Annotated in this window: 19 protein-coding genes; 10 read left to right on the top strand and 9 right to left on the bottom strand. The window is 53.6% G+C overall.

Annotated features, from left to right (window positions below; genetic code table 11):
* The first annotated feature begins 23 nt into the window (after positions 1–23).
* Together NP77_RS20040 and NP77_RS20045 are read left to right on the top strand one after the other, a co-directional pair.
* The gene (locus NP77_RS20040; protein ID WP_003855179.1) at positions 24–407 is read left to right on the top strand and encodes a response regulator transcription factor; all 384 of its coding nucleotides are present in this window, start codon (positions 24–26) and stop codon (positions 405–407) included.
* Positions 407–5947 carry an AAA family ATPase gene (locus NP77_RS20045; RefSeq protein WP_039661417.1) on the top strand — a complete coding sequence of 1847 codons (5541 nt, stop codon included), beginning with the start codon at positions 407–409 and terminating at the stop codon, positions 5945–5947. The genes NP77_RS20040 and NP77_RS20045 overlap by 1 nt, the downstream gene beginning before the upstream one ends.
* Before the next feature lie 28 nt (positions 5948–5975).
* Here the strand turns inward: NP77_RS20045 and NP77_RS20050 are convergent, their stop codons facing one another.
* On the bottom strand, positions 5976–6596 hold the full coding sequence (locus NP77_RS20050) for a response regulator transcription factor (protein ID WP_003855175.1): 621 nt from the start codon (positions 6594–6596) through the stop codon (positions 5976–5978).
* Positions 6597–7429: 833 nt separating this feature from the next.
* On the opposite strand from NP77_RS20050, the gene fdhF reads away from it, so the two are divergent.
* On the top strand, positions 7430–10402 hold the full coding sequence (gene fdhF, locus NP77_RS20055) for a formate dehydrogenase subunit alpha (RefSeq protein WP_039661418.1): 2973 nt from the start codon (positions 7430–7432) through the stop codon (positions 10400–10402).
* On the top strand, positions 10402–10887 hold the full coding sequence (locus NP77_RS20060; protein WP_039661419.1) for a DUF1641 domain-containing protein: 486 nt from the start codon (positions 10402–10404) through the stop codon (positions 10885–10887). The genes fdhF and NP77_RS20060 overlap by 1 nt, the downstream gene beginning before the upstream one ends.
* Before the next feature lie 16 nt (positions 10888–10903).
* Here NP77_RS20060 and NP77_RS20065 read toward each other — a convergent pair whose 3' ends face one another.
* Positions 10904–11314 carry a GFA family protein gene (locus NP77_RS20065; protein WP_039661420.1) on the bottom strand — a complete coding sequence of 137 codons (411 nt, stop codon included), beginning with the start codon at positions 11312–11314 and terminating at the stop codon, positions 10904–10906.
* 201 nt (positions 11315–11515) lie between these two features.
* Here NP77_RS20065 and NP77_RS20070 point away from each other — a divergent pair, with 201 nt between their 5' ends.
* Complete coding sequence (locus NP77_RS20070) at positions 11516–12376, top strand: alpha/beta hydrolase (protein ID WP_039661421.1); 861 nt, start codon at positions 11516–11518, stop codon at positions 12374–12376.
* Positions 12377–12553: 177 nt separating this feature from the next.
* Here NP77_RS20070 and NP77_RS20075 read toward each other — a convergent pair whose 3' ends face one another.
* The 5 genes from NP77_RS20075 to NP77_RS20095 form a co-directional block, all read right to left on the bottom strand.
* Complete coding sequence (locus NP77_RS20075; RefSeq protein WP_223296432.1) at positions 12554–12679, bottom strand: DeoR family transcriptional regulator; 126 nt, start codon at positions 12677–12679, stop codon at positions 12554–12556.
* Positions 12680–12766: 87 nt separating this feature from the next.
* Positions 12767–13408 (bottom strand): DUF1109 domain-containing protein, encoded by a 642-nt coding sequence (locus tag NP77_RS20080; protein ID WP_003855164.1) that lies wholly within the window; start codon positions 13406–13408, stop codon positions 12767–12769.
* Positions 13395–13949, bottom strand: coding sequence for a sigma-70 family RNA polymerase sigma factor (locus NP77_RS20085; RefSeq protein WP_008924684.1), 555 nt, complete (start codon positions 13947–13949; stop codon positions 13395–13397). Before NP77_RS20085 ends, NP77_RS20080 begins: the two co-directional genes overlap by 14 nt.
* 71 nt (positions 13950–14020) lie before the next feature.
* On the bottom strand, positions 14021–15262 hold the full coding sequence (locus NP77_RS20090) for a protein-disulfide reductase DsbD (RefSeq protein WP_008924683.1): 1242 nt from the start codon (positions 15260–15262) through the stop codon (positions 14021–14023).
* 24 nt (positions 15263–15286) lie between these two features.
* Positions 15287–15850 carry a peroxiredoxin gene (locus NP77_RS20095; RefSeq protein ID WP_003855159.1) on the bottom strand — a complete coding sequence of 188 codons (564 nt, stop codon included), beginning with the start codon at positions 15848–15850 and terminating at the stop codon, positions 15287–15289.
* Between the two features lie 360 nt (positions 15851–16210).
* Between NP77_RS20095 and NP77_RS20100 the strand changes: the two genes are divergently transcribed.
* Positions 16211–17419 carry an aldose 1-epimerase family protein gene (locus NP77_RS20100; protein WP_039661422.1) on the top strand — a complete coding sequence of 403 codons (1209 nt, stop codon included), beginning with the start codon at positions 16211–16213 and terminating at the stop codon, positions 17417–17419.
* A 251-nt stretch (positions 17420–17670) separates the two neighbouring features.
* A complete protein-coding gene (locus tag NP77_RS20105) occupies positions 17671–18765 on the top strand; it encodes an alpha/beta fold hydrolase (RefSeq protein WP_039661423.1) in 1095 nt (364 codons plus the stop codon).
* On the opposite strand, the gene NP77_RS20110 is transcribed toward NP77_RS20105, so the two are convergent.
* A complete protein-coding gene (locus NP77_RS20110) occupies positions 18671–19744 on the bottom strand; it encodes an AraC family transcriptional regulator (RefSeq protein ID WP_080601082.1) in 1074 nt (357 codons plus the stop codon). The genes NP77_RS20105 and NP77_RS20110 overlap by 95 nt on opposite strands.
* A gap of 595 nt (positions 19745–20339) precedes the next feature.
* Here NP77_RS20110 and NP77_RS20115 point away from each other — a divergent pair.
* On the top strand, positions 20340–21110 hold the full coding sequence (locus NP77_RS20115; protein ID WP_003855153.1) for an ABC transporter substrate-binding protein: 771 nt from the start codon (positions 20340–20342) through the stop codon (positions 21108–21110).
* Between the two features lie 36 nt (positions 21111–21146).
* The gene (locus tag NP77_RS20120; protein WP_039661424.1) at positions 21147–22232 is read left to right on the top strand and encodes a DUF2817 domain-containing protein; all 1086 of its coding nucleotides are present in this window, start codon (positions 21147–21149) and stop codon (positions 22230–22232) included.
* Here NP77_RS20120 and NP77_RS20125 read toward each other — a convergent pair.
* Positions 22217–22990: a 2OG-Fe(II) oxygenase gene (locus tag NP77_RS20125; RefSeq protein WP_008924677.1), complete on the bottom strand. Its 774-nt coding sequence runs from the start codon at positions 22988–22990 to the stop codon at positions 22217–22219. The genes NP77_RS20120 and NP77_RS20125 overlap by 16 nt on opposite strands.
* A gap of 99 nt (positions 22991–23089) precedes the next feature.
* Between NP77_RS20125 and NP77_RS20130 the strand changes: the two genes are divergently transcribed.
* On the top strand, positions 23090–23995 hold the full coding sequence (locus NP77_RS20130; RefSeq protein WP_039661425.1) for a LysR substrate-binding domain-containing protein: 906 nt from the start codon (positions 23090–23092) through the stop codon (positions 23993–23995).
* Positions 23996–24080: the final 85 nt, after the last annotated feature.

Here is a 24080-nt window from a genome sequence, read left to right on the forward strand (position 1 = left end):
GAGGCGTTCCAGAGGATACCTGCATGACGTTTCCCCAGCGTATTGTCATCGTCGATGATGAACGCGCGGTCCGCAGTGGACTGAGCAATCTGTTGCATTCGGACGGCTACGTAACCCGATCATTTGAATCCGGTGAGGCATTACTGGCCGATGACGATGCGCTGGTTGAGGCGGGTATGCTTATTATTGATGTTGGCCTTAAGGGCATGTCCGGGTTTGAGCTTTTTACCCTTCTCAAGGCGCGGGCTGATCTGCCGCCGGTAATTTTTATCTCGGCAGATGTGGAAGAAACCACGCTGTGGTATGCCATTGGGCTCGGGGCCATGACTTTTTTGCGAAAGCCCATTGATGTTGATACGCTGCTGACACTGATCCGATGCGAGTTATCTCAGGGAGATGTGCGCTGATGAGCCTTCTTTCAGTTACTTCCCTGGAGAGTGATGACGCAGGGATCGCGATTGAAAATTTTGACATCCTGATGCCGCTGGCACAGGAGGGATGTCTTCTCTGGATGCTGGCGCGCCGCCAGTCGGGTGAGTCACTGATCATCGCCACGGGTAAAAGTGACGACGTCACTTTTCAGGCCACCCAGCGGCTCAAAAATGAGCGTGCTCTGGCTGCGTATCTGTCACCACGCTGGGCCATCACCGCCACCGGCACGACCCGTTATCTTGATCGTTATGCGCTGATTTATCCCACCTTCCCATTTCGCACCCTGGCTAACAATCTTGCTACGCCTCCCGAAAAAATCGCCGATTTCCTGCAGGTGGCATTGCAGCTTTGCGACACGCTGGGTCAGGCACATCATCAGGGCATCGTGCACGGGGATATCAAGCCAGGCCATTTTTTTATTACTGACGATGGCCGGTTCCGGCTGGGCGGGTTTGGACTCGCCTCCCTGGCGGCGCAGTCGGCTGAGAAAAACAGCCTGCGTGCCTCAGGCGGCACGCTGGCCTATATGTCCCCTGAGCACACCGGTCGCACGCCACATCCGGTCAGCAGCCTCAGCGATCTCTACAGTCTGGGCGTGGTGTTATATGAGTATCTGACCGGCAAGCTACCCTTTGGCTCACCTGACGCAGGTGAAGCAGAGTGGATTCATCATCACATCGCCAGCGCGCCCCGGCCAGCTGAACAGGTCAGAGACGATGTGCCGCCGATGCTCTCGGTGATTCTGCTACGCCTGCTGGCAAAGTCACCCGCTGACGGTTATCAGAGCGTGCAGGGGCTGATGGCCGACCTTCGCCGCTGTCAGGCCACATTGACAGGTGAAAACACCATTGCGCCGTTTACGCCCGGACTGCAGGAGCGTTTTAACACCAGTTTCCGGCCTGAGACTCTGTTCAGTCAGCATCCGCAGGCTCGCGTATTGCTGACGACGCTGGATACGGTCATCCGCACTGGAACACAGAGCCTGGTGATGCTCAGCGGTGTGCCTGGTTCGGGTAAGTCCGCGATTATCGCGAGCGCCCTGAAAACCCTGCAGCACCGACAGATTTTACTGGCCGCCAGCAAGGCCGATCAACATTCGCCGACCGCACCCTTTGCCGCTGTGGCTTCCGCGTTTCGCACGGTCACGCTTTATCTGCTGGGGTTGTCAGCGCCAGAGGTCAGAAAATGGCGGGGCCGGTTGCTGCGTCTGCTGGGCGGCTATGTCGATTTAGCCATTGAGCTGGTGCCTGAATTAAAACAGCTGCTCAATATTGGGAATTTACAGCCAGTGGTGCGCCATGCACTGGACGCCCGCGAGCAGTTCACGCAGATGGCCTCTGCGCTTGTTCAGGCTTTCGCCACGCCGGGCCGTCCGCTGGTTATGCTGATTGATGACGTACATTGGGCAGACCCTGCCACGCTGCAACTGCTGGAAAACCTGATAACCCGAAATGAGCATTTGCCCTTTATGCTGGTGCTCGCCTTTCGGGAGGGTGAATCAATGCCCTGTCCGATGATTGCCGGATTTCTGCTGCGCATCAGGGCCGCCGCACCGCGGGTAGTGGCGCTGACGCCGCAGCCGTTGAGTGTGAAACGCATCGGCCGCTGGCTGGCGCAAATGCTGCATACCCGTCCTGGCGGTAATCGCGAGCTGGCGCAGATCCTTTTCGAGAAAACCGGCGGCAATCCCCTTTCGATGCAGGAGTTCTTCCGGCAGGCGGTAGAGGATGGGGTGATTAACTTTCGTCAAAATCCGCCGAAATGGCATTACGACAGTCAGGCGCTCATGGCGCGTCGTTACACCGACAATGTGGCCACGCTGGTGTTAAGCCAGCTGGCACGGATGCCAGAGACCACGCGGCAGCTCATGGGTTCGCTGGCCTGTTTGGGGGCCAGTGGCGAGCTCTCGCTGTTAGGTCAGTTGAGTGCGATGCCTGTGACGCTGATTCAGCAGCAACTTGAACCGGCTGTCAGCGGTCGTTTTGTCACCCTGACCGGTGGGCACTACGCGTTTACGCACGATCGCGTGCACAACGCGGCGTTATTATTGCCTGACCTGCGGCAGCAACAGCATCTTCATCAGCAGGCAGCGGTCTGGCTATCCGCAGCGGTCGCAAGCGGGGATAACAATGAGACGCTGTTCCGCGCGGTTTATCACATTGGGATGATTGCTGAGCTGCCACTGACTGTGACAGATCGTGAACGTTATTATCCTCTTTGTCTGCGAGCCGCGCAGGCGTCGAAACGCGCCGGAGATTACCTCTCAGCGCTGCGCTATCTGCGCACCGCCCAGCGACTCAGCCTGCGAATGGTGACCGGTAATGACTTTATGCTGGGGTTTGATGAAGCGGAGTGCGAGTTTCTTAACGGTAATCTCACGTCAGCGCAAACGCTCTGTACCCGGCTGCTACGTGAGCCAGGCACGCTCAGTGAAAAATCAAAGGCAGCCTGTCTTTCTGCTGAAATCCATATGCGCCAGTCTGACAACCATCTGGCGCTGGAAACCGCGCTTGCCTGGCTGGCAGTGTTTGGTGTGCATCTCAAAAGGGATCCGGATGATGTGGAGATCGACGCCGCCTGCCTGGCGATTCGGGCGCGAATCGGCGATTCACCGCAGGATACGTTGAACCGGCTGCCGCTTAACAGCGATCCTGATGTTGAGTCGGTGCTAAACCTGATGGCCAGCACCATATTTGTCTCCGCCTATGACTGCCCAAAGCTCCATTTAATCCTGGTCTGTCAGATGCTGCAGATGACGCTGGACCACGGCATAACCGGTGCCTCTGCGTTTGGTCTGGCCTGGTTCAGCGTGCTGACAGGAGAACGGTATCAGACCTGGCATTTTAGTTATGCCTGCGGTCGGGTGGCCCGCGAGCTGGTGGAGCGGTATGACTTTACCCGTTATAAAGCCCGTACTCTGCTGCCGCTGGATCAGGTGGGGATCTGGACACAGCCGCTGGACGTCGCCATTGAATGTGCCCGTGAAAGTTTTCGCGTCGCGGTGAAGTATGGCGATCGCTCTTTTGCCTGTCTTTCGTTGCGTCATCAAATCATGAACACGCTGACACGCGGCGATCACCTGGAGTCCGTGATGACCTCACTTGAGCGCGGACTCGCCTTTACGCGTAAAACGGGTTATCCCGACGTTGAGAACGTGCTGCTGATGCAAAAGCAGCTGGTGATGCAACTGCGTAACAGCAGTGGGTTCAGAGCAGGCGAGCGCGACCAGGCTTTGCCGCTGGTGGCCGGCAGTGAGCCAGGTCCGAACTCCGGCCATAAGGCGATGGTGCAGTTCTGGGCGGGCCTGTATCGGGGAATGGCCCATTACTATGCCGGTGAATATCGTGATGCGCTGCGCTGTCTGGAAGAAATCCAGCCATTGATCAGCGCGGTGCCTGCTTATATCTATATGATGGATATGCATTTTTATACTGCACTCTCCCTGAGTCAGCTGTCTGAAACCACTGATAGCAGCGCGCTGCGCATTCATCTCCACAAGTTTGCTGGCTGGACGGAGCTTAACCCCGGTTTATTTGCAGACAAATATGCCTTGCTGAGGGCAGAGTGCGCCCGGCTTGAGGGCGACACGGGTGAGGCGCTGAAGCAGTATGAAAATGCCATTCGTCTTTCCCGGCAGTCTGGATACCTGCACATTCATGCGCTGGCCAATCAGCTGGCGGGCCGCTACTGCAAAGCCTTGCAACTCGATACCGCGGCAGATGCCTACATCAAAGTAGCAATGACAGGCTGGGACAACTGGGGAGCGCAGGCGATGGTGCGCCAGCTGGAGCAGCACTATCCGCACCTGGCCGCACCGGTGCAAAACAGTGCGCTGGCGACGATTCCGTTTACGCAGGATGCCGCTTTCTACGATCTGGAAAGCGTGCTGACCGCCGTGCGCGCTCTGACGGAAGAGATCAATCTTGATCGGTTGATTCACACCCTAATGCGGATGCTGCTGGAGCGGGCAGGTGCCCAGCGCTGTCGCCTCATCCGGATTCTGGATGGCAACCTGCCAGAGACACAGGCCTGGGCAGAAAGCACGGCTGATGGCGTGCGGGTTCAGATTGTCAAAGAGCGGCCTGACGCAAATGACCTGCCGCTATCGGTGCTGTCAGCAGTGATCCGCACGGGTCAGGAGATTCGCACCAGTAAACCGGAGGTATTCAGTCCGTTCAGTCAGGACCCCTATCTGGTGGCTTCAGGCGCGGCGGTGCTTTGTGTGCCGATGTTCAGGCAGGCCAACATGGTCGGGGTGCTCTATCTGGAAAATCGCCTGATGCCCGATGCGTTCACCGCTGAGCATTCCCACATTGTTAAAACCCTGAGCGCGCAGGCGGCTGTTTCCCTGGAGACGGCGCGACTCTATGCGGAACTGCTGGAGGAGAACAACCATCGGCGTCGGGTTGAGAAACAGCTGCGTGCCAGCAAGACTTCGCTGATGCTGGGCGAGAAAATCAGTCATACCGGCACCTGGCGCTGGGAAGTAGCCGAGGACATGATGATAGTCTCTGAAGAATATGCCCGGATACTGGGACTGCCAGCCGAACAACATGGACTGTCGATGGCAGACTTCCTGACCCGCGTTCATCCTGATGATTATGAATCTATCAGCGAACTGGTGACGCACAGCGTCAGTCAGGGACGCAGCATGCAGGCAGAGTTTCGGGTAATCAGGTCAGACGGTGAATGTCGCTATATCAAAGGTATTGGGGAGCCGGTAAACAATTTCCCTGAGGTGAAAGAGTACTTTGGCACCATTTCAGATATCACCTCGCAGCGTATGGCGGAAGACAGTGCGCGCATGGCGCAGGCGGACCTGGCGCGTGTTACGCGCGCCACGACCGTCGGGCAATTGACAGCCTCCATCGCTCACGAAATCAGCCAGCCGCTGATGTCTATCGTGGCTAATGCGGGTGCCAGCCTGCGCTGGTTGAAGCGTGAGCCGCTGATGCTGGAAAACGCCAGCAGCGGTTTAGATGAGATTATTAAAGAGGGCAAACGTGCCGGGGAGATTATTCGCGGCCTGCAGGCGCTGACCCGTAATCATGAATCGTGCTTTGCTTTGGAAAACCTCCATCTGATCGCCCGTGACATTCTGGCGCTTTCCCGTGTAGAGCTGGAACGGCGGGGTGTCTCGCTGGAACTTAAATTCAGGGCTGCTAAAGCAGAGATTTTCTGCGACCGCGTTCAGATCCAGCAGGTGCTGCTGAATCTGGTGATCAATGCGATCGATGCTATGTCCGACGATCTGCCGCGCGCGGCGCTATTGCGCCTGACGTCAGAGAATCCCACCCCAGATACGCTGCGGTTTGAGGTGCTGGATAGCGGCTGCGGATTAAGTGATGACGTGCGGGAACGGCTTTTTGAGTCATTCTATACCACCAAAAAAAGCGGTATGGGCATGGGATTAACGATCAGCAAAGGGATCATCAAAAAGCATTCTGGTGAGTTAGGCGCAGAAAACCGGCCGGAAGGTGGCAGCCGTTTCTGGTTTACTCTGCCATTGGGTTGAGCGAGAGGAACAGGTCGACTGCCGGGTTTCAGCGGCGTCGGCTATGTTCAATATTGAGCCGCTCTGCCGCCCGCACAAGATCGGTGAGCGAACGCGCATTCATTTTTTCCATTACCCGTCGCTTGTGGACTTTAGCCGTAATTTCACTGACGCCCATCTCTGCAGCAATCTGTTTATTCAACAGACCGCTAATCGCCAGCAGCATCACCTCGGATTCACGCGGCGTCAGGGTCTGATGCCGCTGCACAATTTCCCGCCGTTCCTGAGAAGAGGCCAGATTCTGCTCTGCAATCTCTAAGGCTTCCGCGACCGCCTGCAAAATACGCTCAGGTTCGACGGGCTTAGTCAGGAACTCATAAGCGCCAGTTTTCATCGCCCGCACGGTGACCGGAATGGTCCCGAAGCCGGTCAGGAAAATCGTGGGAATAGCATAGCCACGATCGATCAACGCCTGCGCGACATCAAACCCATCTGCGCCAGGCAGATTAATATCCAGAATCAGGCAACAGGGAAGGGGCGTTAACGCGTGAGACAGGAAATCATCAGCTGAAGAGAAAGAGATAACCGTGTAATCGTCGGCGATGAGGAGATTAGTGAGTGCAGAAGTCACCGCGGCGTCGTCATCAACGATATATACGATGGAATTCATAAAGACCTCATTTCAGCCAGCGTTTTAATGGTCACGGAATTAAGCATGACGCGCAAAGAGACCCGGATAAAAGGGCATCGGGCGGGGTTAAGAGGATATTACCATAACGAAAATCATTATCATCTTATAATTAACAGCTTGTTAAAATTCGGATAACTCACTGATTGAAATGGCTAAAATATACACTAATTACCGTGGCGTGGCTCAGGGCTTTCCGGGTAGAGAACCCATACGTTTTTATTAAAACGCCATATCATTGCAATGTATTCATGATCGGATAATGGCCAGAAGAACTGTGCAGGTCAGGTGCGTAATTAATCCATAAGCTGTTCAAACGGGTTAAACCGTTTCAGCATGCCTTAATACCCAATTCAATGGGGACGGCACTGAATGGATTCAGATATTAACTGGTACAAATTCCAGAGGGATTCGATAGTGGATTAATCGACAGGTTTAATGAGAGAGAACCAGGTTAATGCTGATGTTTGTACGGGGTCAGAAAGGAATATCAAACTGCTCACCATATAGTTACAACATACAAATCATTTCATAGTTAACCTTATCATCAGCCATCGGGTGCTTATCGCTTAGCAATACAAAAATGCCGATAACGGTGATTCCTGCCGTCCTGCCGTAAGGTAAAACATGACGTGGTTCACGTGGTAAGAAGTCATTACATTTAAAAAACCCTTAACAGTCAGTAAGTAACCCTGATAAGCGTAGCGGTATTCATGGCGCGGCTGCTAATCCTCACTAAGCTTGTGAAGCAACCCTCTAAATTCAGGGATATTTTTCCAGCAGGACGCTATTCGCAATGACGCCATGAGGCTTATATGAGTGAAAATTACTGCACCATTCTCTTTAATGGTGAACGGTTAAAAGGGTTAGCTAATCAACCGCTAATCGACTTTCTGGATGCTCACGGGAAAAAACTACCTCATGTCTGTTACCACCCGGCGTTGCCGCCGCTGCAAAGCTGTGATGTCTGTTGGGTGGATGCCAATGGCGAGCGGGTTCGCGGCTGCACGCTTCGCACTGAAGAGGGGCTCTCGGTACAGAGTGAAGGTACTGCGCTGAGGGCCGCGCAACAGGAGGGAATGGATAGACTGCTCAACCGTCACGAGCTTTACTGCACCGTCTGTGAACACAACACCGGTGACTGCACGCTGCATAATACCGTGGCTGATATGCACATTCCGATTCAGTACTATCCTCATCAGCCCAAACCCTACGCCAAAGATCACTCTAACCCGTTTTATACCTACGATCCTGACCAGTGCATTTTATGCGGTCGCTGCGTCGAGGCGTGCCAGAATGTGGAGGTCAATGAGACACTCTCTATTGACTACACCCAGGCACATCCCCGCGTGCTCTGGGATGGCGGCACAGAAATCGCCGGTTCCAGCTGCGTCAGCTGTGGACACTGCGTCACAGTGTGTCCGTGTAATGCATTACTGGAAAAGACCATGCAGCCTGATGCGGGTCCGTTCACTGCAATGGATGAGGGGTTGAAGCGCCCGCTGATCGATTTCGTCAAAACGATGGAAAACAGTATCGGCATGGGGCCGATCACCGGCGTCTCCAACATCGATGTGGCGCTGAGGCAGTCGGAGATTAAACGCACTAAAACGGTCTGCACCTATTGCGGCGTGGGCTGCAGCTTTGAGATCTGGACCCGCGATCGTCACATCCTGAAAATTCAGCCGGTGGCGGACGCGCCCGCTAATGGCATCTCTACTTGTGTTAAGGGTAAGTTCGGCTGGGATTTTGTTAATAGCCCGGCGCGTCTGACGACGCCCTTGATCCGCGAAAATGGCCGGTTCCGGCCCGCCAGCTGGGATGAGGCGTTGCAGCGGGTAGCTGAAGGATTGCAGGGCATCGCGCAGAATTATGGTGGCGATGCGATTGGCTTTATTGGCTCCAGCAAAGCCAGCAACGAAGAAGCCTATCTTACTCAGAAAATCGCCCGCTTAATCTTCGGCACTAACAATGTCGACAACTCCTCGCGCTATTGTCAGAACCCGGCGACAGAAGGGCTGTTTCGCACCGTGGGCTACGGCGGTGATGCGGGAACGATAAAGGATCTGCAGGAGAGCGAACTGATTGTGCTGGTCGGCAGTAATCTGGCCGAGAACCATCCGGTGATTGCGTCCCACATCAAACAGAGCCACAAACATCGCGGTCAGAAACTGCTGGTTGTCGATCCGCGTCGTCATGAAATGGCGGAACGGGCGGACTGCTATCTGCGCATCCGACCTGGCACGGACCTGGTCTGGGCCTCGGCGATGGCGAAATATATGTTCGACCACGGTTATGCCGATGATGCGTTTCTGGCACAGCGGGTTAATCAGCTAGAAGAGTATCGCACCTCGCTTGATACCTTTACGCTCGACTATGCCAGCGAGATTTGCGGTCTGAGTGAAGCCGAACTCAAAGAGTCGGCGGAGATGATCGGACACGCGGGTAGCGCCTGCATATTGTGGGCGATGGGGATTACCCAGCACAGCCACGGAGCAGACACCAGTACCGCGCTATCGAATTTGCTGCTGGTCACCGGCAACTATGGTCGGCCTGGCACGGGCGGCTATCCGATGCGCGGTCACAACAATGTGCAGGGCGCCAGTGATTTCGGCTGCCTCAGCAATCGCTATCCGGGCTATGAAAAAGTCACCGACGCGTCGATCCGGGAAAAATGGGCGCGCGCGTGGGGCGTCTCTCCTGATGCGCTTTCCGATAAGGCTGGCGCCGATAACTTCAAAATGGTGCAGCAGGCCGGTGAAGGTAAAATCCGTGCAATGTACATCACCGGGGAAGAGACAGCGTTTGCGGATGCCGACGCCACATCGGTGCATGCCGCCTTCAGCAAGCTGGAATTTATGGTGGTTCAGGACATCTTTATGTCGCGTACCGCCGAATTTGCCGATGTCGTGCTGCCCGGTGCGCCCAGCGTGGAGAAAGAGGGCACCTTTGTGAATACCGAGCGGCGCATTCAGCATTTTACTCCTGCCATGAAGCCACTGGGTGATTGTCGTCCTGACTGGCAGATTTTTACCGATCTCGCGGCGCGTCTTGGACATCCATGGCATTACCCGAATCCCGGCGCGATTATGGCGGAAGTGGCGGGCATTGCAGAGATTTTCGCGGGTGTGAGTTATGAGCAACTCGCCGGCTGGCAGTCGCAACTCTGGCCGGTCAACGCTGAAGGTGAAAGCACACCCCGTCTCTATACAGAACGGTTCAATTTCCCGGATGGTAAAGCGCGCCTCTATCCGCTGAGCTGGCAGCCGCCCGCTGAGCAGGAGGATGCCGAATACAATCTGCTGCTGAACAATGGCCGAATGCTGGAGCATTTCCAGTCAATGAATCAGACCGGGCAGGGTGGCCGCATGATGTCATTGTCGCCTAATGCCTTTGTTGAGATCTCACCGGAACTTGCAGCCTCGCGCGCGCTCATTGAAGGTGAGTGGGTACGGATTACCTCGCGTCGGGGATCGCTGGATGTGCCAGTGGTTATTACAGACCGTGTGGCGGGTAACGTGCTGTTCATGCCAATTCATCATGGTACTGATGGCGTTAATGCACTGACTGGTGAACATCACGATCCTGACGTCAACACGCCCGCTTACAAAGAGATCGCTGTCAACATGACGCGCGTCGATCGACGCCCGCAGCCTAATCCGGTGCCGCTACACAATTTCCGTCATGGTAGCCGAACACCCCTGGATCACCTGCCGATTGAGCAGAAATGGCAGCAGGCAGGCTATCGTGAACCGCCTGAACATGTCGAAAAACCGGAGAAATTTTAATGGCAGAACGGATGAAGTATCAGGTCCCGCCCACACGCACCGAGCCCACTGCCCGGGAGGCAATGGACGAGTTGCTTGAAAATCTCCACCAGCACGGTTTTCTGCGGCTGGCGAACGATCTCGTTAAATCAAATAACGACGTAGGGAAAATTCTGGTCTCAGGTCTCAATCAGCCCGGCACCCAAAATGCGCTGCAAAACCTGTCACTGTTGATGATGACGCTGGGCAGCGTGCCGCCAGAGCGTTTTAATCACTTACTGCTGGCGGTGCGTGATGCTGCAATGGCCGTTAAGCCGGCTCGGGATGAGGCGCGGCAGGAAAAAGCCGCGCCGGGCATCCGTGGCATCATCCGCTTACTTAATGACGAGGATCTGTGGCGTGGACTGCGGCCACTCTTCGCGGCACTCGAGGTTTTCTCTCAGCAGATTGACCGTGAAGAGGAGAAGCCAATCATACGCTATAGCGGCAAGCCCAGCCGGGAGTAGTAAAGGCAGCGGTGGTTCAGGATTGCGTGGGGGTATAGACCAGATGACCGGCTACACCGCCCGCGCCGCCATCTTTAGGGTGGTTGATACCATCAGAGACCGGCACATCCGTGAAATCAAACGGTGAAACGCCCTCAAGACAGGCGACATTAACCCCAAACTGATCGGGCTGTGAGCGGCTCTGATGAAAAGTATAAATGCCGCAGATGGAGCAGAAGTAGTGGCCCACCTCTTTGCTGTTGAAGCGATATTCAGTGAGGTCCGCTTCACCCTTCGTCAGCTCGACGTTGGTAGCAAACACCACAACCGCACCGCGCATCCGGCAAAACGAGCAGTTGCATCGGCGCACCGTGTTAAAGCCATCCTTTAGCGTCACCTTATAGGCAACGGCACCACAGTGGCATTGCGCTGTCATTTCATTCTGCATCATGATCTCCTGTGTAGTGAAACACCCAGCTTTCAGCCTACGCCAAAGCCCGGGTTTTAGCAGCATCGGAGGCGGATTTGTCCGCATTTCAGACAAAAGGTGTCAGCAGTCTGATCTGGATCTAAGTAAAAACGGTGGGGATGTGAAAGGGTGCTAGCTGAATTTTCTGACCTTTAACCTCAGCAAGGAGCATGACTCACGATGGAATTATCTACCCACACTCTTCCGGAAGGCATTGTGCTGACGCTGCGACAGCCCACAGCGACCACTAAATCCCCGGTGATTATTCTGTGTCACGGCTTTTGCGGAATCCGTGAGATTTTACTGCCTGCGTTCGCAGAGGCGTTTACCCAGGCAGGTTTCGTGACACTGACATTTGACTACCGTGGATTTGGTGACAGCGAAGGCGAGCGGGGTCGTCTGGTGCCTGCGATGCAGATCGCTGATATTCTCTCGGTCATCACATGGGCAAAACAGCAACCGGCGCTGGACCCGAGCAGAATAGGTTTATGGGGCACGTCTTTTGGCGGATGTCACATCTTTGGCGCGGCAGCGAATAACCCGGATGTGAAATGTATTGTCAGCCAGCTCGCCTTCGCGGATGGGGAAGAGATTGTCACCGGGCAACTGGACGCGACGGAGAAGGCGGGCTTTATTGCTACGCTGGAGAAGATGGATCAAAAGCGGCAGAACAGCAGCAAAGAGATGTTTGTGGCCATTACTCGCGTGCTGAACGATGAAGAGTCAAAAGCGTTCTTTGAGGAGAACCGGCATAAGCATCCGAAAATGGACATCAAAATCCCGTTTTTAACCGTACGGGAAACGCTGCACTACAAACCCGCGATCAATGCCGCGAAGGTCACCTGTCCGACACTGGTCGTGGTCGCCGGTCAGGATAGCGTGAATCCGCCGGAACAAGGGCGTGCGCTGTTTGATGCGGTAGCCGCAACCAATAAGCAGCTCTTTGTAGCCGAAGAGGCCCGTCACTACGATATTTACAGCGGTCAGCACTTCGCGTCAGTGATTAAGGTGCAGACGTCGTGGTTCGCGGCGCATTTGTAACCTGAAGCAGGCTCGCTTTTGCGTGGTGTTCGCAGACCTCTGTCGCTCGCCGGCAGGAGCGAGTTGATTCCGTGCTGAACATTGCGCAGGTTCACACCCCTCTCTTCAGCCTCAAACACCTCATGCCGTTCTTTATCACGCTTTTATTCCACGACCCGCGTTGCGATTTCATGCCATTTAGCCACGATAAATCGCGCCGTTAAAACCGGTCAGCCCGGCCTCCGGATTCATGGCACAGCCGCTAATAAATGCCTGATCAGACAGAATTCCCGGGATCTGGTCGATCGCGGTTTGTCCGGCCACGCCGTCCGTGATCTTCTGTCTCTGCCCGCCCGGCATAATCCTGACGGAAACCTGATTGAGCTGGTTGCAGAGTAATAAACAAAGTCATTACTTTCCCAACTGAATCCAGCGGCGTCCGGCCAGCACCGTCAGCGCCACAATAGTAATGCCTGCGGCCAGATGCATAGAGAAATCAATAATATGCAGATGAGTGTCATGACACAGCGACAGCAGCATTGATGAGGTAAACGCGCAGCCGCAGCCGCTCAGCGCGAGACTGCGCGCGGGATAAAGTGAACGGGTGCGTTTCAGGGCGATCACCGACATCAACATCATCGGCACGCTTGCCGACAGCATAAACAGATAGCAGTGTATCCCCTCACCAAACCGACCAGCACCTGCTGGCGGGGCTTCAGGTGACATATTGATCAGATTTAGCCCCAGCCACAAAACAGCCAGCAGTAGCGGCCAGCGCGGACTGATCGGTTTCCTGCCTGCAATGCTCAACGTAAAGGCTGCCGCAAGTGTGCTTCCCGCGATGATGAGAGACAGCAGTACGGCAACCAGCGCGAAAAACGCGCCGGGCTGCGACCAGTCAGTAAACCGGCTGTGAAACGCCCAACTGGTCAACGCGCCACAAGGGAGGGCAAGCGCGATCCAGCCCGCGACGCGCCAGGCCACAGGCCAGACGCGCTGCACCGGCTGCGCAGAGGCGCTGAGCTGATCAATTAACTGGTCATGATTTCTCATGCACACCCCGTCCATATTTTCTAAGATTGACCATTGCGCGATGCAACAGGGATTTAACCGCTGAGAGAGACTGATGGGTTTCAGCAGCTGCCTGCGCCAGACTCTGCTCACGCAGATGTACGGATTCGACAATTTCCCGCTGGCGTAGCGGAAGGATATCCAGATAACCGGAGAGGATATCGTTATCAGACTGGAGTTCACTGCTTTCAGCCGGGCGTTTTTGCAGCGCTTCCTCATCCTGTACTTCCTGACGTCGACCATGCTGACGCAACGTATCAATGGTCCGTGCAGAAGCAATTGCTGCGACCCAGGGCAGTATCGGGCGCTGCGGATCGTAGGTGTGGCGAACCCGATGGATCGCCAGCAGCGTCTCCTGAATCACATCTTCGACCAGCACCTCGTCACGGATTTTTTTGCACACTAATGCACGGATGGCCGGAACCATCGCTTTCAGTAACTGGTTATAGGCTGCTCTGTCGCCCGCCTGCGCCCGTGCCATCAGGGCAGGCCACTGCTGTGCGCGTGGATCAGTCTCTGACATTCGTCATCAGCAGTTCAGCACACAGTGACAGTGGCCTGGAAACGTCCCAGGAAATCGCTTAGTCAATCGTCTCAGGTTTTCTTTCCTTTTTCCGTTGCCTGATCGAGCGCTGAAATGACAATGCCCGGCGTCAGGACCTGCGGTAGTACTACCGGTTTTCCGCCGTCAGCCGGGTAGACCACGTAGAGCGGCAATCCGCCGCGTCCGAAATCACTCAGCGCCTGTTCAACATCAGGATTATATTTGGTGGAGTCTGCAACCATGTAAATGGTATTCGTCCGCGCCATTGCGGCCTTGACCGCCTGCGTCGAAAGTGAAGTGCGATCGTTTACCTGGCAGGTAATACACCATGACGCCGTAAAATTCACCAGGATAGGCTTGCCCTGACCTTTAATAGCGTCGACATTCTGCGGCGACCAGGAGACAGTCGCTGCAGCCTGTGAAGCGGTTTCCGTTTCAGCAGGCGCGCTGGCAAAACGGTTCAGGTTCAGCAATGGCACGACGACGAGAGCCAGGAAGAACACAGTTGCAACATGCAGTACAACATGGCGCTGTCCCATCATACGGCGTTTCTGTGCCATGCCATACAGCCAGGCGGCAAAACTAAACAGCAAACAACAGACCAGAATCGCCGCCAGCGCTGCCGAGCCAGCCTGACGTTCCAGAACCCAAATCAGCCAGCCCACCGCGCCCAGCATAGGAAACGCCAGGCCCTGTTTCAGCGTGATCATCCAGGCCCCCGGTTTAGGCAATATGCGCGCCAGCACCGGGAAGAACGATATCAGGGTAAAAGGCGCAGCAAAGCCCAGCGCCAGCGAAATAAAGATAATGAGACTAATCAGCGGAGGCTGGGTGAGGGCATAACCCACCGCGCTGGCCATGAATGGCGCACTGCAGGGCGTCGCGACGATGATGGCCAGTGCACCGGTCAGGGCTGAACCCATTAACCCTGCACGATTGCCGCCCACTTCGCCCACGCGTTGAACCGACAAGCCGACTTCAAACAGACCGAGCAGATTCAGTGCTGAACCGAGCATCACCAGAATTAACGCGGCGATGACCAGCGGCGATTGCAGCTGAAATCCCCAACCAACGGACGCACCACCTGCTCTGGCCAGCAGTAATAGTGCTGCCAGGGCGACCATCGTCAGGACCACGCCCAGCAGAAATGCCAGGCCCTCTGCGCGGGCGTGAGAGGGCGATTCGTGATGGCGGATCAGGCTCAGTGCTTTCAGCGAGATTACCGGAAACACGCAGGGCATGAGGTTCAGAATAATGCCACCCAGAAAGGCAGCTGCAATCGCAGTCAGCATGATATACCTGCTCAGAAGATGAAGTTATGCCGGATTGGCCTGACGATATTTTTTAACAGCATCCATCGCTTTCTGAATATGCGTATCAGGATTTTTGTCGGTGAAGCTCAGCAGAATCTTGCCATCCGGCGCGATCACATAAGAGGTGCGGTCGGACAGTTTCTGACCTTTCATCTCCATGGTGCTTTTGTATTCAGCCGCCACTTTAGCGCCAGGATCGGCTGCCACGGTGAACTTGTCACGGCATTCCAGCTGAGAGAATTTAGCAATCTGATCGGTATTGCCGGCGGTGACACCAATCACGGTCGCCCCCTGTTTTTTAAATTCATCGGACGCTTCGGCAAAATCATGCGCTTCAAGCGTGCAGCCAGCGCTGAACGCCGCCGGGAAGAAGTAGAGTACAACCGGGCCTTTCTTCAGGGCCTGCTGCAAAGAGAAGGTGGTCGATTTACCCGCCAGTGCGGCGTCAAGTTTGAAGTCTGGCGCTTTTTCACCGACCTGTAACGCCGCAAAGGCAGATGTTGCCGGAACACTCAGTGCCAGCAGTGTAGCGACGGCCAGGGTTTTCAGGGTGTTTTTCATTGGCATTTCTCTCTCCATTGACGAACAGACGGGGTTGCCTGACGTCTCTGATAAAAGGTTCGTTCAAAAATGGAAAAAGTTGCGGGGTTTTGAAATTTTTTTACGATTTATTCGATTTAGGTGGTCTGGCTGAAAGGGTCAGGGAAATGCTCTAAAAGCTGAATCGAATACAGCTAAGTCCGGATTTAACATTAAATTGGTCGCGGTTATTCCTTTTTGGCTGCTTATTTATGTGATTTAACCCGCATTTATTCCTCTGGACGCTGCCGATTTACCGGCAGGTGAGCGTCGTCACGTTTCTGGTGAGCCTCAACCAGTAAATTCCGCTTAACGTATGAAAAAACGATTCAGCAAATGAGGTAAATAATGAAAATTAAACTGGCGTTAACGGTAGTAGCGGTTCTGGTTTCAGGTTCTGCAGCCGCAAAAACATGGGTGCTGACGAGTGCTGAACAGGGCACAGATCAGGGAAACTGGCAGATTTCCAGTAGTGAGCTGAAGTTTCAGGGCAAGCCGTTCAGCATCGAGCAAAAAGTTCTGCACGGCGGCAAACAGGAAGGCAGTAAAACGCTGACGATTCGCAGTCAGGATGGCCTGACTATCACGCTCAGTCCCACCCGTGGCATGAACCTGCTGCGCGTCGAAGGCTTTGGTACGCGTATGGGCTGGGATTCACCGGTCAAAGAGGTGGTCAATCCTGCTTACATCAATCTGGAAAGCCGCAACGGCCTGGGCTGGCTGGACGGTTTCAATGAGATGATGGTGCGCTGCGGCTACGAATGGACCGGTCATCCGGTGACTGACCAGGGCCGCATCTATACCCTGCACGGTAAAGCAGGTAACACGCCGGTTTCACAACTGGAAGTTGAAGTGGCAGATGCAGCGCCCCATGAAATCCGTATTCGTGGCCTGATTAAAGAGAGCACCTTCAAGAAAACCGATTTGCAGACGATGACCGAACTGCGTTACGTGCCGGGCAGTAACAGCTTCAGCCTGCATGATGTGTTAACTAATCACGCTGACTATCCGCACGATTACCAGATCATCTATCACAGCAACTTCGGTAAGCCTATTCTTGAAGAGGGTGCACGTTTCCTGGCACCGATGTCCGGCATCAGCCCGTTTAATGATTACGCAAAAGCCGGATTAAAAGACTGGCAGACTTACAAAGGGCCGACCAAAGACTTCGATGAGATGGTATTCAACATCAAACCCCTTTCTGACAGTAATCATCAGACCGTGGCTGCAGTGATAAATAAAGCCGGAAACAGCGGCGCATCCATTCAGTTTGATACCCGCCAGCTTCCAATGCTTACGCTGTGGAAAAATACCGACACCTTAAAACAGGGCTACGTGACCGGTATTGAGCCGGGCACCAGTTATGCTTATCCGGTCACGATTGAGCGCGAACAGAAACGCGTTAAGCAATTGCAGCCCGGTGCCAGCACCTCGTTTGATCTGACCTATACCTTGCTGCATAACAGCCAGCAGGTGAATGACGTTGAGAAACGCATTAAAACTATTCAGGGTGAGACAAAGATTGATGTGAGTGAGACGCCGATAGCGAAAGAGTAATAGCAGAACGCCCCGGCATATTGTGTCGGGGCTTTTTTCAGGAGAGGGTCAATGATTTCTGTAACTTCATAATTACTACTGCTGGAAGATTCTGACCCGCCATGGTGTATTGTCGCCGCTATCAAGTTTGGATGGCTGCATAATTAACCGCCATTTTTGCACTTTTAAAGACCTGGATCGTGTAAAAGGACGCACCGGTGCCTTGCTGCCCGTTATTAATAGGGCTCATTCATCACAGCAGGGCATTCATCATGTTGTTCAGAGCAGCGTTTATCGCATTATCGGTTTTAATCATCTCTTTGCAGGCTCATGCAACGCCAGGCTTCCGCCAGGTGACATTAAAAGGGGATCAGGGAGTGCCCCTGAACGTAGCCGTTTGGTATCCGGCGGCGGTGCAAAAAGGAGTCAGTGAAACGGTTGGAGGGAACGCCGCCTTTGTCGGCACGGACATTATCCGAGATGCTGTACCCGCATCTGGAAAACATCCACTTTTACTCATTTCACATGGGTTTAATGGCAGCTGGAGGAATCTCTCCTGGCTTGCTTCAGCAATGGCCGCGCAGGGATATATTGTGGCTGCACCTGATCATCCCGGCACGACGACTTTTAACCACAATCCCGAATATGCCAGAAAACTATGGCGGCGCCCTGGTGAAATTTCACGGGTAATTGATTTCGTCAGTCAATCTTCAGAATTAACTGGCACAGCAGACCCGGCGCGCATAGCTGCAGCAGGTCATTCACTTGGCGGATGGACAGTCATGTCGCTGGCTGGTGCACGTTTTGATCCTTTACGCCTCCTGCATGACTGTCAGCGACACGTACTTCGCGGAGACTGTAAACTGACAACCAGGCTTGGAATAGATGACGCTTCAGCCCGCAACGTTTTTTTATCTGACTGGCAAGATAAAAGAATTAAAGCCGTCGTGTCACTTGATGCGGGGTTAGCACCAGGTTTTACGCCCGTAAGCCTTAGCAAAATTAACATACCCGTACTTATTCTGGCGGCAGGCAACGATATGGTGGGCGAACTTCCAGCGCCTGAGGAATCTGAATATCTTGCTAATCAAATGCGTGAATCATTGCGGAAATACATCCTCATTAAAGGCGCAACACACTTCAGTTTTATGCAGATATGTAAACCCGGGGCAGAGAAAATTATTGATGATGAATCTCCGGGCGATGGCATTGTTTGCCATGACGATAAGGACGCGGACAGAACCGCGCTGCATCAGACGATAACGACTGAAATTACAGTTTTTCTGAATTCTGTACTGAATTATCAAGCGCCTGCTGGCGAAATAAACGCGGGGAAAGTCCTGAAAGCCGCTGAAACTCACGATTAAAATTCGATTTAGTCATAAATCCGGACTCCAGCATGATATGGGTAACGGGTAATGATGTGCTAAGCAGGAGTTCTTTTGCCCGTTCAACCCTGAACCCATTGATCCACTGAGAAACGTTGCATTGTTTGACAGAGTTAACCGCTGCAGAAAAATTGCGGGCGGGTACGCCGGTTTTTCTTGCCAGAAGAGCCAGGGTCAGATTGGGATCAAGATAGAGCTCAGATTCATGGATCTTTTTTTCCAGCACAATATATAACTCAGTCATATCAGCTGCTGGCGCTTTTTCATCGGTGGTATCTTTTTCCTGCCTGATATCTGGCTCAAATTGTTGATGCGAATTTATGAAGTTGTAAATAATCACACCAACAATCGGTAAGAGCAAAAGTTGAGTGATGAGAATTATTAAAGCGGCATGCTTTCCGCCACTGATATCAAAATCAATTGCGATGAGAAGATCTGTCAGTGCCGACAGGCAGAGAAAGCTTCCTGCGAAGAACGTCAGGCTAGCTTGCTGAGGGATCTCTTTCAGGCGATTGAATTTTAGTTTTTGCTCATTCACAAAAGCTTTTTTGAGCAGTCCAACGCCGTAGCTGAAAAAAAGCAGGCTGAGAATGAAGTCAGTCACAGGAGCCCAAACCAATCTGATCGCCAGCGATACGAGGACTGGCACAATCATGACGAATAAGTCATGTTTGCGTTTGTTGTCGTTAAGTGGGACAAAAGTGTGCCATGCAATCGCAGGTAATAGCATGGCCATAACAGACTGCAAATCCCTCAGAAAGTGAGAATCGTATTCCCAGCGAATGGTATTCAGTGAAACCAGGATGATGCAGGCCGAAAGGAAACGCAGTGCGCCGTTATTGCATGGTTTGCCAGAAAAGACTGTTGCCATCAGCAAAAATAAAGCAAGCAGGGTAATGACAGGAAAAGGCACTGAGAGCATAGGTACAGAACCAGAGCTGTAAATTTCCTGAATCATTACATAATCGACCACAAGTTGTCTTGTCTGGCCTTGGATGTTAAGTAAGGTCCTGACTAAGAAGAAACCGGCCTTAGTCAGTTTTGAACGTCATTGAGCTATTCAGGTATGGAAGGGTAACAGGAGTCACGCTGGCATCTGTAATTTAACATAAGATAGATTGTGCGCATCAATGGTATAGAGGCAAAGCTGACCTGGCCATCCTGGGCAACCTGCTGATAACCCCCGAACATGAGCTCTGAATGCCCTCTGAAAAAGATTCGTTTTTAAATCCTACTTTCTGCGTAATCTATCTGCTTTGGTAAATCCGCTGCTGCCTGACAAAACAAACCTCTTCTAAAACCAGAATTCTGAATCAGAGCTTTGATTTTTGCTGTCGCCTGACCTGAGCAGGCCCAGACCCTCATCCCGATTTATATCTGAAATTACCATCAGCATTAAGCAAAATTTAACGCCGCACAAAGATTCGCTAACTCACTTAATATTATAAGATTTTACTCTGGATGAATGCTGCTTATCTCTGGTGGGAAATGAACCTGCATGTTATTTGATTAAGGTGTCGTGCTTAAATTCACCAGCCTTCGGAAAATAAAACATGAAAAAGAGCTTATCTCTCGCATTACTGTTTTCGCTTACCGCATTCACCCAGGGTGCATGGGCACAGCAAACGCTGCGCTTTGGTGTGGACCCTACATTCCCGCCGTTTGAATCTAAAGCGGCTGATGGGTCATTACAGGGTTTTGATATCGATATTGGTAATGCCATCTGTGCTCAGGCAAAGGTGAAGTGCCAATGGGTGCAAATGGGTTTTGATAGCAGCATCCCTGCTCTTCAGGCGAAGAAATTTGATGCCATCCTGTCGGCGATGTCGATGACCGATAAGCGCCGTCAGCAGGTGGCGTTTAGCGACATGTTGTATAACACGCCAAGTGCCCTGCTGGCGCCGGCTGACAGCAAGCTGACGACCGACGTTGCTTCTCTGCGCGGTAAGACCATCGGTGTGGCTCAGGGCACCATCCAGGAAACGTACGCCAAAACTAAATGGGAGTCACAAGGCGTCAAAATCGTCTCGTATCCTAATCAGATGGAAGTCTATCCCGATTTGGTCGCCGGACGTCTTGATGGCAGCCTGGCGAATGCGGTCTCCGCTGAACAGGGATTCCTTACCTCACCGGAAGGCAAGACGTACGCCATTAAAGGAACACTGGTGGATAAAGTCATTTTTGGTGATGGCGTAGGTATTGCGTTACGCAAAGGCGATGAAGCGAATCTGAAGATGATCAACACGGCACTGGCCGAGCTTCATAAAAACGGAACTTATGATCAGCTCACTAAAAAGTACTTTAAATTCAAGGTTTATCCCTGATTACTGTTGTGTGACGAATTCTGGAAGGTAGAGACTATGGCATTGCCCGACTACCGGGTTCAGCGTGAACGCTTTCTGGCCGCAGTGGAGCGCAAAGGTGCTGCGATAACCTCATATCGGCATCCTCTTCCGGGTCCGCAGGGCGAAGCGCTATATACGGATGTGGCACGACTGGGACCCGCCAGCGCATCGCGTCTGATGCTGGTCGTCTCTGGCACACATGGCGTTGAAGGCTATTATGGTTCGGATTGTCAGATAGCGTGGCTCAATTCGCTGGATAAAATACCTGCTGACACCGCATTGCTGCTTGTTCATCTGCTCAATCCATGGGGTGCGGCGCATTTACGGCGCGTGAACGAAGACAACATCGACCTCAACCGTAACTTTATCAACTTCAGTCAACCGGTTCCTGATAACCCGGAATATGCGCAGTGGCACGGTATTTATCATGGCGACCGTGTCAGCGCAGACCGGCAACTGGCTGAGGCGATGGACAACGTGGGCTGGCAGTCAGTTAAACGCGTGGTGGAAGCGGGACAATATACGTTTGCAGATGGATTTTTCTTCGGCGGGCATCAGCCCGGCTGGTCTCATCTTACGATGAAGGCGATCATCGAACAGCATCTCTCGGTTGCGAAAATCATTGTCAGCTTCGATCTTCATACCGGCGCTGGCGCATGGGGCCATCCGATGCTGCTCTCAATTGCAGAGCAGCGTTATGCTGCTCACGACTGGGGCAAAGTCATTTACGGGGAGTGGCTGACGTTGTTATTCACCGGTGCCGGACGTGACAGCGTAACGGGCGTGACGGCAACGGCGACCGGATATCTGTCGCAATATCTGCTGACGTCGCTGGCGGAGACGAAAATATTGCCGCTGGTCGTGGAGTGTGGAACTTACGAGGGCCAGGATATGCATCAGCGGGTGCGTGAAGATCACTGGTTGCATCTCTATGGCGAACCCGCCAGTGCGGCAGGTCAGGCAGTGAAGCAACAACTGGTAGAGGGATTCTGGCCCGCCGATGAGGACTGGCGTGCGTTAGTGGCGTTTCGTACGCAGCAGATTTTCCAGCGTGGCTGGCGTGCCCTTACAGACACGCCCCGAGGTTATAATTTGCCGTAGAAAGTCATACGCGCAGTTTCGGATAAAGCAATGTCGGGCTGGGTATTGTAGGCCAGTACCGCCAGCATCCGGGTGACCTCGCCTTCAGTTGGGGTCACCCGGTGCAGTGAATTACGGCCACGAAACAGCACCAAATCCCCGGCATCAATCTCCAGCTCATTAACCGGCTGGCGTTCATCAAGAACGGCTTCAACCCCTGCAAAGTTCATCTCACCGGCATCGGCATCCCGCAAATCTTTCACGTATTGAAATATGCCGCCCGCCAGCGGTTTCTGGACCAGCAAGGTGATAGCAAAGGAGGAGTTGTCGAAGTGCCAGCCCAGCTCCTGTCCGTGAGGCGCATAGTGCAGGTTGATCGAGGAAAGTGGGTCAGCGTAGGGATAGAGCGCGTCCTCACCCAGCACATCGCACAGAAAACGCTGGAACAGGTCATCATTATAAAGCTGACGCAGCGGCGAATCGGCAGCGATTAGATCATCAGTAATACAGCCTTTGGTGCTGAGCACATCCCGATTACGCGGGTGATTGGCTGAGAAAGCCTCATCAGGCTTCATCAGATACACATTGTGTTTGCTGCGGGTATGATAGGCCAGATGACGTTGCGCATTGCCCTCTTCGATGATCGCCTCTAAAGCCTGTGGTTTTAAAAACTGACGCAGTACCAGCGCGCCAGACTGGTTTAATTGCTCACGACAGCGTTGACGCCAGCCGTGGTCGGCCAGCGGATGAAGATCGAGACGAACAAGGGAACCAGACATAGCAACATTTCTCACGATGGGCAGGTGTAATGTTACTCTACCTGTCGCCTGCCACACTGCGTAACGATAAAAATTTACTGCCCTGATAAGGAAGCGTTAATGCCTGCCCAAATGCCAAGGTTGCCAAAAATCAGCGTCATACAGTCATTCAAGGTGGCCGCCGAGCTGGGAAGCCTGGCAAAAGCCGCCGCCCAGCTGGCCTTAACGCCGGCGGCGGTCAGTCAGCAGATTCGCCAGCTGGAGGAGCAACTCGGCAGCGCCCTGTTTTTACGCACGCAGAGCGGTGTCATGCTGACCGAAACCGGAAAAGAGTATCTGCGCTATGTCACCGAGGCCTTTGATATCCTGCATCTTGGCCAGCAAAATATTCGCCATGCGGCCAGTGCACCAAAACTCACGGTTTACGCATTACCGGCGCTGGCATCCAAATGGCTTTTGCCTCAACTGGCGAGCTGGCGCGATCATTGCCCGAATATTGATCTCTCATTACATGGCACGCATTCTCAGGTCGAATTCACCGCCATGCCCGCTGATTTCGTGATCTGTTTCGGTGAAGATCGTTACCCGCAACTGGATAAGCTGAAACTGTTTCATGATGAGGTGCTGCCGGTGGCAAGTCCGGCGCTGCTGCAACGCTTTGCGCCGGAAACGGTTCTGAGTCAGGCACCGCTGATCCATCTCGACTGGGGAAATGAAGGCCGTTTTCTGCCGGACTGGCCGGGTTGGTTTCAGACCAAAGGCATGGACGAACCGCTGCCGCAGCCCGCCTTTAGTTTTAATCTGACTTCACTGGCGATTGATGCGGCTGTTGCGGGTATGGGATTGCTGCTGGGACAACGACGCCTTATCGCGCCCGAACTGGCGCGTGGCGATTTGGTGGTAGTGGATGATCTTTGCCTGCCACTGAGCAAACCCTATTTCCTCGCCTGGCCACAACGCACGATGAGCCAGCCTGGCAGTGAAGCACTGATCGGCTGGTTAAACGAACAGGCTGCAGGTCACTGATAGCCGGTGAACGTAAATGCCTGCGCCCGCCAGAGGTAACCGCCGGCGGGCGCAGGATAGGATTGTCACACCTTTATGTCACTAC

It is taken from the genome of Pantoea sp. MBLJ3 (genome assembly GCF_000816655.1).
Taxonomy (GTDB): Bacteria; Pseudomonadota; Gammaproteobacteria; order Enterobacterales; family Enterobacteriaceae; genus Pantoea; species Pantoea eucalypti.

What these genes read in the sequence shown, in the direction of transcription:
- NP77_RS20040 (WP_003855179.1), top strand. Translation starts at nt 24, where the DNA reads ATGACGTTTCCCCAGCGTATTGTCATCGTCGATGATGAACGCGCGGTC.
- NP77_RS20045 (WP_039661417.1), top strand. Translation starts at nt 407, where the DNA reads ATGAGCCTTCTTTCAGTTACTTCCCTGGAGAGTGATGACGCAGGGATC.
- NP77_RS20050 (WP_003855175.1), bottom strand. Translation starts at nt 6,596, where the DNA reads ATGAATTCCATCGTATATATCGTTGATGACGACGCCGCGGTGACTTCT.
- fdhF (WP_039661418.1), top strand. Translation starts at nt 7,430, where the DNA reads ATGAGTGAAAATTACTGCACCATTCTCTTTAATGGTGAACGGTTAAAA.
- NP77_RS20060 (WP_039661419.1), top strand. Translation starts at nt 10,402, where the DNA reads ATGGCAGAACGGATGAAGTATCAGGTCCCGCCCACACGCACCGAGCCC.
- NP77_RS20065 (WP_039661420.1), bottom strand. Translation starts at nt 11,314, where the DNA reads ATGCAGAATGAAATGACAGCGCAATGCCACTGTGGTGCCGTTGCCTAT.
- NP77_RS20070 (WP_039661421.1), top strand. Translation starts at nt 11,516, where the DNA reads ATGGAATTATCTACCCACACTCTTCCGGAAGGCATTGTGCTGACGCTG.
- NP77_RS20080 (WP_003855164.1), bottom strand. Translation starts at nt 13,408, where the DNA reads ATGAGAAATCATGACCAGTTAATTGATCAGCTCAGCGCCTCTGCGCAG.
- NP77_RS20085 (WP_008924684.1), bottom strand. Translation starts at nt 13,949, where the DNA reads ATGTCAGAGACTGATCCACGCGCACAGCAGTGGCCTGCCCTGATGGCA.
- NP77_RS20090 (WP_008924683.1), bottom strand. Translation starts at nt 15,262, where the DNA reads ATGCTGACTGCGATTGCAGCTGCCTTTCTGGGTGGCATTATTCTGAAC.
- NP77_RS20095 (WP_003855159.1), bottom strand. Translation starts at nt 15,850, where the DNA reads ATGCCAATGAAAAACACCCTGAAAACCCTGGCCGTCGCTACACTGCTG.
- NP77_RS20100 (WP_039661422.1), top strand. Translation starts at nt 16,211, where the DNA reads ATGAAAATTAAACTGGCGTTAACGGTAGTAGCGGTTCTGGTTTCAGGT.
- NP77_RS20105 (WP_039661423.1), top strand. Translation starts at nt 17,671, where the DNA reads ATGTTGTTCAGAGCAGCGTTTATCGCATTATCGGTTTTAATCATCTCT.
- NP77_RS20110 (WP_080601082.1), bottom strand. Translation starts at nt 19,744, where the DNA reads ATGATTCAGGAAATTTACAGCTCTGGTTCTGTACCTATGCTCTCAGTG.
- NP77_RS20115 (WP_003855153.1), top strand. Translation starts at nt 20,340, where the DNA reads ATGAAAAAGAGCTTATCTCTCGCATTACTGTTTTCGCTTACCGCATTC.
- NP77_RS20120 (WP_039661424.1), top strand. Translation starts at nt 21,147, where the DNA reads ATGGCATTGCCCGACTACCGGGTTCAGCGTGAACGCTTTCTGGCCGCA.
- NP77_RS20125 (WP_008924677.1), bottom strand. Translation starts at nt 22,990, where the DNA reads ATGTCTGGTTCCCTTGTTCGTCTCGATCTTCATCCGCTGGCCGACCAC.
- NP77_RS20130 (WP_039661425.1), top strand. Translation starts at nt 23,090, where the DNA reads ATGCCTGCCCAAATGCCAAGGTTGCCAAAAATCAGCGTCATACAGTCA.